We start from the raw sequence: 16,954 nt of genomic DNA on the forward strand, positions 1-16,954 counted from the left end.
TCTAAATCGGGAGATACCGCTTCTATCGGGGCTAGAGGAGAAGTTTTGGTTTTCAAAAGGCGTTTTAGTTGGAATGCTCATCCAGGCAACGATTACAAATAAAAAATTTCTGTAAGAAATAAACTAAAAGAAAACTTAGTATCTTAGTCACTCAGAACCTTAGCTTCTAAAAAAAAATGAAATACTTATTCGCCTTTTTAATCTTGCTTTCTTTTTCAAGTTGTCAAATTACAGAAACCATCAATCTAAATTCAGACGGAAGCGGAACTATTGAATATTATAATCTTCGCGATGAAAATAGCTTCGCACAGTTAGGAAGACAAGATTTTAGATACGAGAAATTTAGAGACACAATTTTTACTTTTCAAGATTATATTGCCAAGTATCAAGAGACTTTTGTAAGATTCAATAAAGCAGACCAAGCTTTGTTTTTGGAACATGCGAACATCAAAATGCATATCAAAACCGATCCAATTCAGATGGAAAATTTTAATCGAGTATCGCTTGAATTTAAAAAAATAGACGCAATACCGGATATTTATGAAAGCCTTGGATTAGCGAATTCGTTAAAAGAAAATTATCCGATACACAGGAGAAGCTATCGAATAAAATACACTTTTGATGGCACAATTTTCAAAAGAGTTTTTACGATAACCGATCCAGAAAAATTTGAGAAAGACAAAAAAGAAATGGAAGAAAGGGAAAAAATATATTCGAAGTATAAAATAGTACAATCCTATACGCTGAAATATTTCTTTCCGAAAAAAATAAAATCAGTTTCAAATGAAAAAGCAATTATTGGTTCTGATAAAAAATCTTTAAGCTTGGAAGTTCAGCTTTCAGATTGTTTAAAAAATCCTGAAATAACAAATCTAGAAGTTATTTTAGAACCGAAAGACTTTCAATAATTCGAATCTTCTAAAAAACGAAATAGACTTCGTATCTTTGATAAAAAATTGTACAAAGATGAAATTATATAAATTACTTGGTTTCTTTTTCTTATTGGCGACACTAACAAGTTGCACTTTTACTGAAAACATTTACATCAATGATAACGGATCTGGAAAATTTTCTGTAGATATGGACGGTTCTTCTTTAATGCAAATGGCCGGTGACCAAATTGGAAGCCAAATGGGGGGTGATGCAAAAAAAGATATTGATACCACTTTTACTTTCAAACAATTGCTTGCAGAGAAAAAAGACAGTATCGCAAAACTTTCTCCAGAAACACAAAAAGAACTTAAAAAGCTGGAGAATTTTGTAGTTACAACAAAAATGAGTGCTGAGAAAAAACAGTTTTTAATGACTTTGGCAACTGATTTTAAGAGTGTAAACGAACTTCAAGATATCTTGCAAACTGCTAGCACTTTACAAAAACTTGAAGGCGGTGCAAATGCAAATCCGTTAGGAAATGGTTTTGGAGATAATAAAAGCAAACTAAGTTATACATATGACGGAAAGAAATTTACCAGAAAAGCTACAATCGATCAGCAAAAATTGACTGAAAAGCTTAACGATTCGTCTGCCGATATGTCAAAGATGATTTTTGCTTCGTCAAATTATATTGTGAAATATCATTTTCCGAAAAAAATCAAAAAAGTTTCAAATCCGAACGCTTTATTTAGCGACGACAGAAAATCAATTACAATTCAATACTCTTTCACGGATTATATGGAGAATCCGGACAAACTTAACTTTGATGTTGAGTTTGAAAAATAATTAAAATGAATACAAAAATTCAACTTCAGGATCTGGGAAACCGTGATTATAAATCGACTTGGGAATATCAGGAAGAGCTTTTCAAAGATATAGTCGATTTGAAAATCAAAAACAGAAGAGAAGAACTCGATTTGCCAACTCCAAATTATTTATTATTCGTCGAACATCCGCACGTTTATACTTTGGGAAAAAGTGGTGATCTTGAAAACTTATTATTGAACGAAAAACAGCTCGAAGCGAAAGGAGCAACTTTTTATAAAATCAATCGTGGCGGTGATATTACGTATCACGGACCAGGACAAATTGTAGGTTATCCAATTCTGGATTTAGAAAATTTCTTTACAGATATTCATAAATATTTGCGATTTTTAGAAGAGGCAATCATTTTGACGCTTGCAGAATATGGATTAGAATCGGGCAGAAGCGAAGGCGAAACAGGAGTATGGTTGGGTGTTGGAACTCCGTTTGCTCGTAAAATTTGTGCAATGGGCGTTCGTGCTTCGCGCTGGGTAACCATGCACGGTTTTGCTTTAAATGTAAATGTAGATTTGGGGTATTTTGATAATATAATTCCGTGTGGCATTCGAGGAAAAGGTGTTACTTCTTTAAACGTTGAACTTGGTGTGGAAAAAGTGGATGAGGACGAAGTAAAAGCAAAAATCATTAAACATTTGAGTGATTTGTTTGAAGCCGAATTTGTTTAAGAAAAGCATCTGAAAATAACATATTGGTTTAGAAAAAGGCTAAAGAGAACAATGTTTCAAAATTGTTTTCTTTAGCCTTTGGATTTTCAGTTTTTCTTTGTTTTCAAGAAATTATTCTGATTTTTTGTTTCTAAAATACTTTATATACGTCTCATAAAAGCTCCGACTTTCGACAGAAGTTTATTTTTTTAAGGAAATCTATCTGAAATTTATGAAAAAGGTTTCTCAAAAGTTAAGATTTTAAACGTATGACAAATTACTGCATTATGATGGTTTTGTTCTGTATTTGTGCTAAATTTGATTGTAATGTTATGAAACCCTAATTATCCTAATGTGAAAGCTTATGAGAAAACTTTACTTCCTTTTTTTCCTTTTTATGCTCAACGGTCTTTTTGCTCAAAAGAAAGATAAATTATATCCAATTACTGCTTATGAAAAAATTTGGCAAGAAAAAAATAGTGATGCCCGATTAAAACTAATCAAATCAATTTGGTTGGAAGACAGCACTTTTGAAGATCCTTCTGCTTCAATAAAAGGAACTGTGGCATTTAATAATGTAATCAACGAATTTTATAAAAAATTCCCAGATGCGGTTTTAACATCTGGTGCAAAAATCGTAAAAGATAATTATGTGACATGGGAATGGAAAATTGTCGATTCAAAAAATAAGTTAATAATGGCAGGACGAGATTTTGCTCGTTTGAATGGCAAAGGTCAAGTGAGCAAGATTATTGGTTTTTGGGATAAGGACGCAACTTTGTCTGAAGTAGATATTCTGAAAAATCTTGAAGCTGATAATTTTAAAGTTGTAGCTAAATATTATGAATGTCTTTTTAAAACAAGAGATTTTGATGCGATGGCAACTTTAATAGAAGATGGAGCTATTTATACTCAAGCGACGGGTTTGCCTTATGGAGGGACTTATGTAGGTTTTGCAGAATGGACTAAAATGTTTGCAAAGTCAGCTGAGTTTTTTGAATTACAAATAGAAAAGGAACCAACATATTTTAGTGACGCATCAAAGAATGAAGTGATTATTTATTTTACCATAAATTGTAAATCCAAAAAATCCGGCAAAACAATGTCGATGCCAATCTCAGAGCATTTTGATTTGAAGAATGGAAAAATTATGGCAATAAGACCTTTTTACTACGATACAAAACAATTTGCTGAATTTTTGAAGAGCAAAAAATAAAAAAAGCGACCTTAATATATAGGTCGCTTTTTTTATTCGAAAAAATCAAGAGTGAGTTGTTCTGGCAAAAGTCTGAAACTCATTCGATGATATTTTGTAGTTCCATATTTTTTAATTGCTTCTCGATGTTCCTTGGTTGGATATCCTTTATTTTTTTTCCAATTGTACATAGGAAATTCTTCGTGAATTTGATCCATATATTCATCACGATATGTTTTTGCCAAAACAGATGCTGCGGCGATGCTTAGAAATTTTGCATCACCTTTAACAATGCTTTGATTTGGAATCGATTTTAGTAATTCAATTTCGGCGGAGGAGAATTGCTTTCCAAAAGTATTTTTAAGGCCGAGTTTTGCATTTAAAGAACGATTTCCATCGACAATAATATATTCAGGAACATGTTTTAATTTTAGAATACATTCCTGCATTCCTTTCATAGATGCATTAAGGATGTTTATTTCATCAATTTCTTCCGGAAATAAATGCGTTACCGCGAAACATACCGCTTGTTCTTCTATGATAGGTTTTAAAAGCGCTCTTGTTTTTTCAGATAATTGTTTGCTGTCATTCAAAATAGTGTTTTCAAAATCTTCAGGCAAAATTATCGCAGCCGCTGTAACAGGGCCGGCAAGGCACCCACGACCAGCTTCATCGGTTCCAGTTTCTAAAATAAATCCAGAGAAGTTCTTTTTGAGCATTTTTAGGCTTTTTGTGAATAGCAAAGATTGCAAAAAAATCAGCAAATTGATAAAATGGCGACTAAATTTAAGTGTAAAGGTTTAATAGCGTTAATAAATTTTATGATTTACTAAGGTTTTTCGATGGCAATTTCCCATTTTTTTTACACTTTATCTTAATAATTTTGCTCGTTAAGTGACTTTTTTTGAGTTTTTTGAATAACTAAGATTAAAAAATCATTAGAAAATTAATGTTTTTGGTTATTCGCCTCTTGTTTTTATCAAAAGTTCAAAAAATCTTGTCAAATTAAAGAACTTAGTAAAAGAAATTGATGTTTTTTATGAGTTTGATTGTTTGATTTTTCTAAATGTTAAAATTTACTAAAATTTAACAATATGAAAGAACCCTATCTTGCTTTTTTTTGAGGGAAAAATAATACATAAACTCGAAAATAGTTACATTTTATTAGAATGTATTAAGCTTTTGTTAATAATGTTAAGGAAATTTAAATTGAAATAGTTTGTTATTTTAAGAAATAATTAAGATGTTTGTCGCATACTAATTCAAAATAAATTAAAATGAAATTAAAATTTAAATGGATTTTTACGCTCCTTGTAGCGTTATCTATGCAGTTTTCTTTCGCTCAAGAGAGAACTGTAACTGGAAAGGTATCTGATAAAACAGGTGTTATTCCAGGAGTAAATGTTCTTGTGAAAGGATCTAAGACAAATACTCAGACTGATTTTGATGGAAGTTATTCTATTAAAGCAAAGACTGGTGATGTTTTAGTTTTTTCATATGTTGGTATGAACAACAAACAAGTTACTGTAGGAACTTCAAATACAGTAAACGTTGAAATGGAGTCTGAAGCACAATTAATGAATGAGGTTGTCGTAGTTGGTTACGGCGTTCAGAAAAGAAAAGAGGTTACAGGTTCTATTTCTAAAATTGCGGGTAACGACATCGCTAACTTAGTAACTCCATCTTTTGAAGGAGTATTAGCTGGTAGAGCAACTGGAGTACAAGTTGTAACTAACAGTGGTATTGTGGGTGTTGCTCCAAAAATTAGAATTAGAGGTATTGCTTCTATTTCAAGTGGAAGTGATCCATTAATCGTAGTAGATGGTGTGCCAATTCTTTCTGGTGATATCGGAGGTGTTGCAAATACAAACGGTTTAGCAGATATTAACCCAGACGATATCGAGTCATTTGATATCTTGAAAGATGGTGCTGCAACGGCTATCTACGGATCTAGAGCTGCGAACGGAGTAATTTTGATTACTACAAAAAGCGGTAAAAAAGGAACTTTAAAAGTTAATTTCTCTTCAAATTTTGGTGTTGCAAGTGCAGCTAAAAAATATGATCTTTTACAGACTCCTGATTTCTTAACAATTGCAAACGAAAAAAGAACTAACAGAGGACAAGCTCCATGGGCTGTTGGAAGTACTTATAATACAGACTGGCAAAGTGCTGTTTTAAGAAACGCACCTCAAATTACTAACAACTTAGCATTTAGTGGTGGTTCTGATAAAACTAAATATTACTTATCTTTAGGTTATACTGATCAAGATGGTATCAACTTGTCAAATAGCATGCAGAGATATTCTGTAAGAGCTAATATTGATCAAGATATCAATAAATGGTTAAGCATTGGTACAAACTTAAGTGTTTCTAGAACTGAGTACAATGGTTTAAATACTAGTGCTAGTGGACTTTCTGGTAATATCTTCAATACAATCAGACAATTACCTAACGTGCCAATTTATGACGCTGCAAACCCAACAGGATATAACTTAACATTGCCGTTAAGCACAAATACAGTTGGTAGATGGGATAATACTGATCCAGTAGGAGATAACATTACAAATATTATTTATGTATTAGATCATAATAAATATTACTCAAAAGTTAACAGAACATTGTTAAGTATTTTTGCTAATGCAAAAATTACTTCTGATTTAACTTATAAATTACAAGTAAGTGCTGATAACTCTATTACTGGTGGATTACAATACTGGAATCCTATTCACGGTGACGGACGTTCTAGAAATGGTTACCTGTACAATGATAATACAGAATACTTAAGATGGAACTGGCAAAATATCTTGAACTACAAGCATACTTTTGGTGAAAATCATAACGTAGGAGCTACAGCTGTTGCTGAGTACCAAAAACAGAGATACCAAAATTTCTGGGGATCTGGAAGTGATATCATCAGTGATTTCTTCAACAAAAACTTAGTTACTAACTCATACGTTACTAAAGATTCAGGTGGATCTGTTACTGAAAATGGTATCATTTCTTACTTAGGACGTTTTACATATAACTATAAAGAAAAATACTTTATTCAAGGTTCTATCAGAAGAGACGGTATTTCTAAGTTAAGTGCAGATACAAGATGGACTAACTTCCCTGGAGTTTCTGCAGGTTGGACAGTTTCTAAAGAAGATTTCATGCAAGGAATCAGCAATACACTTTCTGATTTCAAACTTAGAGCATCTTACTCTAAAGTTGGAAATACTGAAATTGGAAACTACCCATACATGGATTTAACAACTGGTTCTCCTTATGCAACTGCAAATGGTATTGGATATTTCCAATTTGGAAACCCTCAATTACAATGGGAGTCTAGTGAGAAAATCGACTTTGGTGCTGATTTCGGATTATTCAATAATCGTTTGACTATTGGTTTCGATTACTACAGAAACAATATCGATAAATTAATCTTGGCTGTACCGGTTTCTCCATCATTAGGGGTTCCGTTTAACACCACAAACAAAAATATTGGTAAATTATATAACCAAGGTTTAGAGTTCGCTGTAGCTTACAAAGCTATCAACAACCAAAACTTCAAATGGGATGTATCTTCAAACTTGACTTTGTCTAAAAACGTAGTTACTGACGTATTTAATGGTCAAGATATCATTGGAGGATCTTCTACAGATACGAACATTGCACCAAACATCATTATTAGAGAAGGTGAATCAATGAACTCTTTATATGGTTTCAGATACTGGGGAGTTAACAAAGCAAATGGTAACCCAGTTTACTATAAAGCTGATGGTAGTTTAGTTCAAGGAAACATTCCAACATCTACTTACTATGTTTACGATCCAAGCAACCCAGCTGCATTAACAACTCCAGCTACTTTAAGTGCTGCTACTGATAAAGTAATTTTAGGTAATACATTACCAACATACTATGGATCTGTATCTTCTAGTATGAAATACAAAAATCTTGATTTCGGATTTATGTTCAGATTCAGTGGAGGAAACAAAATTTTCAACTCTACAAGAAGAGAGTTGATGAACCAAAACTTCAACAACAACGGAACAGAGATTTTAGGAAGATGGCAAAGTGTTGACAATCCTGGAGACGGATGGACTCCAAGATTATGGGCAAGTTCAAATACATTTACTAACCTTTCTGGAAACGCGAGTTCTCGTTTCGTAGAAAAAGGAGATTTCATTTCTTTAGATAACATTAGCTTAGGTTATACTTTACCTAGAATCTTGTTAGATAAAATTCAAGTAGAAAACTTCAGAATCTATGTTCAGGCTCAAAACATCTGGTTGATTTCTGATTACAAAGGTATTAACCCTGAAATGGAAACATCTGGAGTAGATATCAATGGAACTCCACGTTCTAAAGTTATATCAATGGGAATAAATGTTAGTTTATAATATGAAAAATATGAAAAATATAATAAAATCAATTTTACTTTCTGCAGTAGTACTTGGGATGAGCTCATGTACTGAAGAAAAGATCTTAGACCTTGTACCTATAAATAACGTTCCGACTGACCTAGCTTTTACAACTCCAACATATATTGAAACTTATATGGCTGGTGTTTACAATGCTGCAGCGATTGGTACTTACAACAGTGGTACTTCAAATGGTGGTAGAGGTTACGTATGGGGAGCTGCTTTTGTTGAGCAAGGTGAATGTATGGGAGAAGATGCAGTAAACAATGCTACTTTCTACCAATTGACATATACTCAAACTTACGATCCAACATCTGCAAACAACGTTTACTACTGGGTTGACGGTTACAGATTAATCAACAGATGTAACTTAATGATCGAAGGGGTTAATGATGCAGTTGCAAAAGGTGTAATTACTAAAGCTGTAGGTGATGACTATATTGGTCAATCTAAATTCTTAAGAGCGATTACACATTTTGAATTATTGAATTATTTCGCAAGACCTTACAACCACACTGCAGGAGCTACACACTTAGGTATTCCTTACAGAGAAGTTGGTATAAATACTCAAGCAGAAATTGATTCTGAAAATGCAAAACCAAGAAATACTGTAGCAGAATGTTATGCTAAAGTACTTGCTGATTTAGATGATGCTGAAAAATTAATCACTACTGCAACTACTTCTAGAGCATCTAAAAATGCTGCGATTGCTTTCAAAACGAGAGTTTATCTTCAAAAAAGAGACTGGGCAAATGTAGTTGCTGAAGGAACTAAATTAAATGGTAAATACACGTTGACTGCTAAGCCAGGTGACCCATTCGTACCAGCTAGTAACTTAACAAACTCAGAGTCTATTTTCTCTATTGCTCACTCAGCTACTTCTAACCCTCAAGTTAATGCTGCATTAGCAAGTATCTTGAACAGTAGAGCTTTAGTTAATATTAGCCCTATTATCTGGAGAGAGCCAAAATGGTTAGTTGATGATAAAAGAAGAGAAGAAGGTGTGATGATCAAAACTGTTGCTGGTAGAAAATACACTAACAAATATTCTGATATCGTTAACTTGACAGATGCTGCTCCAGTTATTAGATACGCAGAGGTTTTATTGAACATGGCAGAAGCGCAAGCTCGTTTAAATACTGCTTCAAGTTTAACTGCATCTTTGGCATTATTGAACCAAGTAAGAAACAGATCATTAGCTAATCCTGCAACTCAAGCTTATACTGCTGCTACTTTAAATACGCCGCAAACTTTAGTTCCTGCGATTCTTATTGAAAGAAGAATCGAGTTCTTAATGGAAGGACGTAGATGGTCTGATATCCACAGATTACAAAATGATGATATTGCTCCAATCAACGGTATTCCTGCAAAACTTGCTAATGCTGCTCCGGCTGCTGCATTATACACTTTAGGAACTGCTTATCCAGGTCCTTACGGTGTGCCAGCTTTGCCTTATTCTGATTACAAGTTTATTTGGCCAATACCACAAATTGAAATGAATACAAACCCAGGTTTAGGACAAAACCCTAACTGGTAAGAAAATAAATATTTTGATTTTTTTAAAACCCTCAATCATTTTGATTGGGGGTTTTTCTATTTTGAATATATTGTGATAAAAATTCCGCAATCATACTGATTTGTTTTTTTATACGTTTTTATCTTTTACCTTTGCTTGACTAATTTTGTCGAATATAATTTCATATAAAGCTATCAAATGAGAATACTCTTTTTTCTATACCTAATAATAATGCCTGCCTTATTGTTTTCTCAAGAAAAAAACACTCCTAAAAGTAATTTGGATATGAACACTAAATATTCAAGTATCACGGATACTGTGAAAAAGAAAAAATCATTAGTGGCTAAAATCGAGCAATACCAGATTATTACTTTAGAACATGACACAACTTATGCTGATACGTCTTTGACATTAAAAAGTGCTTACAGGCAAAATTACCTTCGTAAAGATTATTTTGGACTTTTGGAGTTCTCAAATATCGGGCAGCCGTTTAATACCTTGCAATATAGTTTGAATAGTTTTTCTCCTTATCCAGAAATTGGTTTTACGGGCAAACATTTTGATTATATGCAACCATCGGATATTAAATATTACTCGGCGGCAACTCCTTTTACAGAACTGTTTTTTAATACAACTATTAATAAAGGACAAAATGTAGATTCATTTATTACATTGAATACTTCAAAAAATTTGAATTTTTCAATTGCATATAGAGGCTTGCGTTCAGAAGGGAATTATATAAATCAACTGACCAGTGTTGGTAACTTTAGATTTACAACAAGTTATGCAACCACTAATAAAAGATATATTTTAAATGCGCATGCGACCTATCAAGATGTGACAAACGAAGAGAATGGCGGAATTACAAGACCAGAGGATTTCGAAAGCGATAATCCAGATTATAAAAACCGTCAACGATTGCAAGTTTATTTAACAGATGCTCAAACATTATTAAAAGGCCATCGTTTCTTTTTTGACCACGCGTTTAGAATTAACCCAAAAGATGCCGATAATAATTTATATGTAACGCATCAATTTAATTACGAGTATAAAATTTTCGAATACAAACAGCCAACAGTTCTGTCTTCTGTAGGTAATGTGACAAATGTGCAACGTTTTGGAGAATCATATGTGACTAGTAATATAAATGACAAAACTCGTTTTGAAAAATTATATAACAAAGCTGGACTTGCATATGAAAATACACTTTTAGGGAAGTTCTATTTCTTTATTGACGATTATAGATCAAATTATGAGTATAATAGAATTATCGTAAAAGAAGATGGACATATTATTCCAAACAATTTGTTTTTGCAGATTAATAATGTTGGTGGTCAATATGAATATCAAAAAAATAAATGGAATGGACGTTTCTTGTACACAAGATCAATCACAAACCAGTCACTTTCTGATTTAGATGCAAAATTGCGATACAATTTAAACAAAGATTTTCAGTTTGATTTTAGATATCGCAATATCAATAAATTGCCAAATAACAACTATAATTTGTACCAAAGTAGTTATATAGAGTATAATTGGTCAAATGATTTTAAAAACGAAAAAATCAATCAGCTTGGAGCAAATGTTTATACTCCTTGGTTGAATGCAGAAGTTCAATATTCGGTTTTAAAAGATCATTTATATTTTGCTGATGTTTCGACACCAGAACAAGCTTTGGTCCATACTCAAATTATAAACCCAGCTCAGTACGGAAACGTTATTAATTATTTTTCTATAAAAGCCAACAAAGAATTTAAGTTTGGAAGATTCGGTTTTGACAATACGCTTTTATATCAAAAAGTAGATCAATCTGAATTGATTGTGAATGTGCCAGATTTTGTGACCAGAAATACGTTGTATTATTCAAGTTACTTTTTCAAAAAAGCCTTGTTCATGCAAACTGGGCTTGTTTTTAACTATTTTACGAAATATTACGGAAATGATTACAATCCGGTAATTGGAGAATTTTTTGTTCAAAACACCAAGGAAATTGGTAATTATGCAAGATTCGACTTTTTCGTAAATGCGAGAATTCGTCAAACTCGTTTTTATTTAAAAGCAGAACATTTTAATTCTGCATTTTCTAAAAACGATTACTATTCGGCGCCTAATAATCCATATCGTGATTTCCTTATCCGATTTGGCTTGGTTTGGAACTGGTTCGAATAAAATTAAGACGTGATTTATTTTTTTAAACCAAATATTAAATTACAATAAAATGGACTTTTCAAATAATATTTTAGAAACAATAGGCAACACACCGCTTGTAAAGCTCAACAAAATTGTTGCTGAAATTGATGCGTTGGTATTGGCAAAAGTCGAAACTTTTAATCCAGGTAATTCTGTAAAAGACAGAATGGCTGTTAAAATGATTGAAGATGCTGAGGCTGATGGCAGATTGAAACCTGGAGGAACTATTATTGAAGGAACCTCTGGAAATACTGGAATGGGATTGGCGCTTGTTGCCATCGTTAAAGGATATAAATTGATTTGTGTTATCTCTGATAAGCAATCAAAAGAAAAAATGGATATACTCCGCGCTGTTGGAGCAAAAGTTGTAGTTTGTCCTACAGATGTTGAACCAACAGATCCACGTTCTTATTATTCGGTTTCAAAACGTTTAGCTGAAGAAACGCCAAATTCTTGGTATGTGAATCAGTATGATAATATGTCAAATTCGTTGGCGCATTATGAACAAACTGGACCAGAAATCTGGAAACAGACTGATGGGAAAATTACTCATTTCGTGGTTGGTGTTGGAACTGGAGGAACTATTTCAGGCGTTGGAAAGTACTTAAAAGAGAAAAACCCAAACATCAAAATTTGGGGAATTGATACTTATGGTTCTGTTTTCAAAAAATATCACGAAACTGGTATTTTTGATGAAAACGAAATCTATTCGTATATCACAGAAGGTATCGGGGAAGATATTTTGCCTAAAAATGTTGATTTTTCTTTAATTGATGGTTTTACCAAAGTTACAGACAAAGATGCTGCAGTTTATACCAGAAAAATTGCACTTGAAGAAGGGATTTTTGTTGGAAATTCTGCTGGAGCGTGTATCAAAGGGTTGCTTCAATTGAAAGAGCATTTTAAGCCAGATGATGTTGTTGTGGTTTTATTTCACGATTCTGGAAGCCGTTATGTCGGAAAAATGTTTAATGATGATTGGATGCGTGAACGCGGATTCTTGGAAGAAAACGTAACGAAAGCTGAAGATGTCATCAAAGATCATATTGACAAAGAATTGATTGTAGTGCGCACAGAAGAATTAGTTTCGCATGCAATCGAGCGTATGCGTAAATATAAAATTTCGCAAATTCCGGTTGTTGATATCAATGGATTTGTTGGTTCTGTTGACGAGACCGACTTATTCAGAAGTTATGTTGCCGATAAAAACGTTGCCGAAAAACCAATCAAAGAAGTGATGGGAAAACCATTTCCGATTGTAAAATTAGGAACTCCAATCGAAGAAGTGTCTAGGCTTTTCACAAAAGAAAATGATGCAGTTTTGGTTGATTTAGGTAATGGACATCATCATATTATCACGAAATATGATATTATAGGTTCAATAAAATAAGATAGATTAAATAAAGCTTATCCATAAATCTGATTGTTTTTAATAATTAGATTTATGGATTTGTTTTTTAAAAAGATATACAATGAATTTTACCGCAATAGATTTTGAAACTGCGACAGGATTTCATCCGTGTTCTGTTGGAATTGTTACAGTACAGAACGGCGTAATTGTCGATGAATTTGTTACTTTGATAAAACCACCAAATAATATATACAATCCGTTTACGATTCAAGTGCATGGAATTTATCCAAGAGATACAGTTAATGCAAAATCATTTAAACAAGTTTATCCAGAAATCGAAAAGAGATTAAAAAATAGAGTTGTAGTGGCTCATAATGAAAGTTTCGACCGAAATGTGCTTGTGAAATCAATGTTGGCAAATGGCTTGAATTATGAGGATTTAAATATTGCCTCAAAATGGGAATGTACCGTCAAAATTTACAAAGCTAAAGGCATAAAGCCTACAAAATTAAGTGATTGCTGTCGCGAAATGAATATTAAATTGAATCACCACGAAGCATTGTCGGATGCGCGAGCATGTGCAAAGTTATATATGTTGCGATAAAAAAATAGCAATTTGTAAGAATAATATTAATTTTTAATTATTTTTAGGTTTTGTAATTTTTTATAAAGATCTAAAAATGAAAGAAGATTTTCTTCATTATCTCTGGCGATTCAAAAAATTTGACACATTGAATCTGAAAACGGTCCAGAACGACGAACTTGTTATTTTTAAGACAGGTGATTATTTAGGACTTTCTGGCCCCGATTTTTTCAATGCACAAATTAAAATTGGAGAGCAAAAATGGGCGGGCAATATTGAAATCCATTTAAAATCTTCTGATTGGTATTTGCATTATCATGAAAAGGATACAGCTTATGAGAATGTAATTTTGCATGTTGTTTGGGAACATGATACTGAAGTTTTCAGGAAAAACAATTCTGAAATTCCTGTTTTGGTATTAAAAGATTATGTTTCTAAAGAAATTATAGAAAATTATAACGCACTTGTTTCGGTTAAATCATGGATTTTTTGTGAAAGACAGCTAAAGGAAATCGACAAATTTGTTTTGAAAAATTGGCAGGAGCGACTTTTTTTCGAAAGATTAGAACGCAAATCACTGTTTGTTTTTCAATTATTAGAGGAAACAAATCAAGATTGGGAAGCAGTTTTGTTTTGTATGCTGGCTAAGAATTTTGGACTGAATACAAATGGAAATTCTTTTTTTCAGATGTCAAAGTCAATTCCTTTTTCTGTCTTTAGAAGAGAAATTTTCGAAATGGAAAATCTCGAAGCATTGCTTTTTGGAATCTGTGGTTTGCTTGATGCAGAAAAAGAAGATGTTTATTTTAAGGATTTAAAATTCAGGTATTTTTTTCTGCTTCATAAATATAATTTGGAAAAAACTTATGTTGATCCAGTGCAGTTTTTCAAGCATAGGCCGGATAATTTTCCTACTATCAGACTTTCCCAATTAGCAAGTCTTTATTACAATTGTCATAATTTATTTTCCAAAATAATTGAATTGAAGTCAGCAGAAAGTGTCTACAATTTGCTGGATGTTTCGGTAAGTTTGTATTGGGAGAATCATTATCAGTTTGATAAAGAAAGTCCAAAAAAGGCAAAAAAACTGTCAAAATCATTTATCGATTTATTGATCATAAATACAATAATTCCAATTCAGTTTGCTTATTCAAATATAATGGGCGGGACAATTGCTGAAGACTTAATTGACTTTATGAATGATGTTTCTGCAGAGAAAAATTCGATAATAGAAAAGTTTGAATCTTTTGGAATAAAATCAAAAAATGCCTTTGAAAGCCAAACTTTAATCGAACTCAAAAATGAATACTGCAATCATAATGCTTGTTTGAAATGCGCGCTAGGAATGGAGTTGCTTAAAAATAATTAACGAATTAGAAAATTTGATAATTAGATAATTCCTATTTTTGTAAATCTAAAATCTAAAAAAGAAATGTCAGCAATTTTAAAACTTAAGTTTTTCTTTGAAAAATATGGATTCCATGTTTCGTCAAGACTAGCAGATAAACTCGGAATGCGTGTAACGAATGTGCGTTTGTTTTTTATCTACATATCTTTTGTTACTGCTGGTTTAGGATTTGGAGTTTATTTGACTCTCGCTTTTTGGATTAGATTGAAAGATTTAATTCGCTCAAAAAGAACATCGGTATTTGATTTATAAAAAAAAAGCTCCAAATTTAAATTTGGAGCTTTTTTTTTAACTAGAATTGAAAATTATTCAACATCTGCATCAGTATTGTTAAGTTTTGATCTTCTTTTGCTATATCCAAAATAAACCAAAATACCAATTACTAACCATCCAAGAGACAATAATTGAGCATCAATACTCAAATTGATAATTAAATAAGTATTAATTGCGATTCCTAAAACAGCAATAACTGGTAAAGCAGGAACTTTAAAAGTTCTGTTTAATCCTGGTTGTTTCACTCTTAAAATCCAAACAGCGATACAAACCATTGTAAAAGCAAACAAAGTACCAAAACTTGTCATATCTGCTAATTTATTGATTGGAGTAAAAGCTGCAACAGTTGCAATGATACCTCCTAAGATCATTAAGTTTGTTTTTGGAGTTCCAGAAATTGGGTTAACTCTTGAGAAAACTTGAGGGATTAAACCATCTTTAGACATTCCTAAGAAAATTCTAGATTGTCCCATAATCATTACCATCAATACTGAAACTAAACCGATAGTAGCAGCAACAGTGATTATAAATCCAGCCCAACCTTGTCCAGCAATATCAAATGCATAAGCAACAGGAGCTTTAATAGCTTCAGGATATTTTCCTAGTGGATTGAAATCTTGGTAGTTCATCATTCCTGTTAATACTAAAGAAACAAGAATGTATAAAGTCGTACAAATTAATAAAGAGGCAATGATTGCAAAAGGAACGTCTTTTTTAGGATTGATTGCTTCTCCAGCTTGAGTGGAAACAGCATCAAAACCAACATAAGCAAAGAAAATTGCAGCAGCTCCAGAAACAATTCCTCCAATTCCGTAAGCATTGTGAGTAGTTTCTTTTTCAATAATTTGAGTAGCTTCTGGAATAAAAGGGCTCCAGTTTGCAGTATTTATAAAGAAAAGTCCAGCTACGATTACGAAAATTACAGCAGATACTTTAAGGATAACGATAGCATTATTTGCTTTTGCAGCACTTTTTGTTCCTTTAATTAATAACGAAATAACTAAAATAACGATACAAAAAGCAGGAAGATTCATTGAGAAGCCTTCTCCTGTATAACTCGCAGGATCTGTTGTAAGCCACTCTGGGAGTTTGATGTGAAACATTTTAAGCAATTTGTTAAAGTATCCCGACCAGGAAACGGCGACTGTCATGGATCCCATTGCATATTCGAGAATTAATCCCCACCCAATTATCCAGGCAAAAATTTCTCCAATCGTTCCATATGCATAGGCATAAGCAGAACCTTCAACTGGCAAAATTGATGCAAACTCAGAATAACAAAGAGCAGCAAAAACACAGGCAATACCTGCAATAATGAAGGAAATAGCTAATGCTGGCCCTGCATGATAGTAAGCTCCTGTACCGGTAAGAACAAAAATTCCACCACCAATGATAGCACCAACTCCGATGGCAGTAAGGCTCCATTTTCCAAGAACTCTTTTTAAATCACTTTTTTTCATATCGGCTTCAAAAGCAGATATAGGTTTAACTCTCCAAATTGACATATAATTATATTGGTTTATTGTTATTAAGCTCCAAATGTATTGTTTTTTGTAAAAAATAAAAACAATTATAGAGTTTTAAGTTGTAAAATGTTTAAAATATTCATAAAAGTCACAAGAAACAAGGTTTT

At 32.6% G+C, this 16,954-nt stretch carries 13 protein-coding genes; 11 read left to right on the forward strand and 2 right to left on the reverse strand.

What is annotated here, in order from left to right:
- Window positions 1–176: 176 nt before the first annotated feature.
- The 4 genes from EYY60_RS11775 to EYY60_RS11790 all read left to right on the forward strand — a co-directional run bounded on the left by EYY60_RS11775 (window position 177) and on the right by EYY60_RS11790 (window position 3,618).
- Complete coding sequence (locus EYY60_RS11775; protein ID WP_132989529.1) at window positions 177–908, forward strand: hypothetical protein; 732 nt, start codon at window positions 177–179, stop codon at window positions 906–908.
- 58 nt (window positions 909–966) lie between these two features.
- Window positions 967–1,719 (forward strand): hypothetical protein, encoded by a 753-nt coding sequence (locus EYY60_RS11780; protein WP_132989530.1) that lies wholly within the window; start codon window positions 967–969, stop codon window positions 1,717–1,719.
- A gap of 5 nt (window positions 1,720–1,724) precedes the next feature.
- Window positions 1,725–2,423, forward strand: a complete 699-nt coding sequence (gene lipB / locus EYY60_RS11785; RefSeq protein ID WP_132989531.1) for a lipoyl(octanoyl) transferase LipB — start codon at window positions 1,725–1,727, stop codon at window positions 2,421–2,423.
- A 343-nt stretch (window positions 2,424–2,766) separates the two neighbouring features.
- A complete protein-coding gene (locus EYY60_RS11790; RefSeq protein ID WP_132989532.1) occupies window positions 2,767–3,618 on the forward strand; it encodes a nuclear transport factor 2 family protein in 852 nt (283 codons plus the stop codon).
- A gap of 32 nt (window positions 3,619–3,650) precedes the next feature.
- Here EYY60_RS11790 and EYY60_RS11795 read toward each other — a convergent pair whose 3' ends face one another.
- Complete coding sequence (locus EYY60_RS11795) at window positions 3,651–4,316, reverse strand: ribonuclease HII (RefSeq protein ID WP_132989533.1); 666 nt, start codon at window positions 4,314–4,316, stop codon at window positions 3,651–3,653.
- 558 nt (window positions 4,317–4,874) lie between these two features.
- On the opposite strand from EYY60_RS11795, the gene EYY60_RS11800 reads away from it, so the two are divergent.
- The 7 genes from EYY60_RS11800 to EYY60_RS11830 all read left to right on the forward strand — a co-directional run bounded on the left by EYY60_RS11800 (window position 4,875) and on the right by EYY60_RS11830 (window position 15,300).
- Window positions 4,875–7,979, forward strand: coding sequence for a SusC/RagA family TonB-linked outer membrane protein (locus EYY60_RS11800; protein ID WP_132989534.1), 3,105 nt, complete (start codon window positions 4,875–4,877; stop codon window positions 7,977–7,979).
- A 10-nt stretch (window positions 7,980–7,989) separates the two neighbouring features.
- Entirely contained in the window at window positions 7,990–9,537 is a 1,548-nt protein-coding gene (locus tag EYY60_RS11805) for a RagB/SusD family nutrient uptake outer membrane protein (RefSeq protein ID WP_132989535.1), read from the forward strand.
- A 177-nt stretch (window positions 9,538–9,714) separates the two neighbouring features.
- Entirely contained in the window at window positions 9,715–11,685 is a 1,971-nt protein-coding gene (locus tag EYY60_RS11810; RefSeq protein ID WP_132989536.1) for a putative porin, read from the forward strand.
- A gap of 49 nt (window positions 11,686–11,734) precedes the next feature.
- Window positions 11,735–13,096, forward strand: coding sequence for a pyridoxal-phosphate dependent enzyme (locus EYY60_RS11815; RefSeq protein ID WP_111422644.1), 1,362 nt, complete (start codon window positions 11,735–11,737; stop codon window positions 13,094–13,096).
- A gap of 82 nt (window positions 13,097–13,178) precedes the next feature.
- The gene (locus tag EYY60_RS11820; RefSeq protein WP_132989537.1) at window positions 13,179–13,661 is read left to right on the forward strand and encodes a 3'-5' exonuclease; all 483 of its coding nucleotides are present in this window, start codon (window positions 13,179–13,181) and stop codon (window positions 13,659–13,661) included.
- A 76-nt stretch (window positions 13,662–13,737) separates the two neighbouring features.
- Complete coding sequence (locus tag EYY60_RS11825) at window positions 13,738–15,009, forward strand: DUF2851 family protein (RefSeq protein ID WP_132989538.1); 1,272 nt, start codon at window positions 13,738–13,740, stop codon at window positions 15,007–15,009.
- 63 nt (window positions 15,010–15,072) lie between these two features.
- Window positions 15,073–15,300 carry a PspC family transcriptional regulator gene (locus EYY60_RS11830; RefSeq protein ID WP_026730439.1) on the forward strand — a complete coding sequence of 76 codons (228 nt, stop codon included), beginning with the start codon at window positions 15,073–15,075 and terminating at the stop codon, window positions 15,298–15,300.
- Window positions 15,301–15,353: 53 nt separating this feature from the next.
- On the opposite strand, the gene EYY60_RS11835 is transcribed toward EYY60_RS11830, so the two are convergent.
- Window positions 15,354–16,826, reverse strand: coding sequence for an APC family permease (locus tag EYY60_RS11835; RefSeq protein WP_132989539.1), 1,473 nt, complete (start codon window positions 16,824–16,826; stop codon window positions 15,354–15,356).
- Window positions 16,827–16,954: the final 128 nt, after the last annotated feature.

It is taken from the genome of Flavobacterium zhairuonense (genome assembly GCF_004352915.1).
Taxonomy (GTDB): domain Bacteria; phylum Bacteroidota; class Bacteroidia; order Flavobacteriales; family Flavobacteriaceae; genus Flavobacterium; species Flavobacterium zhairuonense.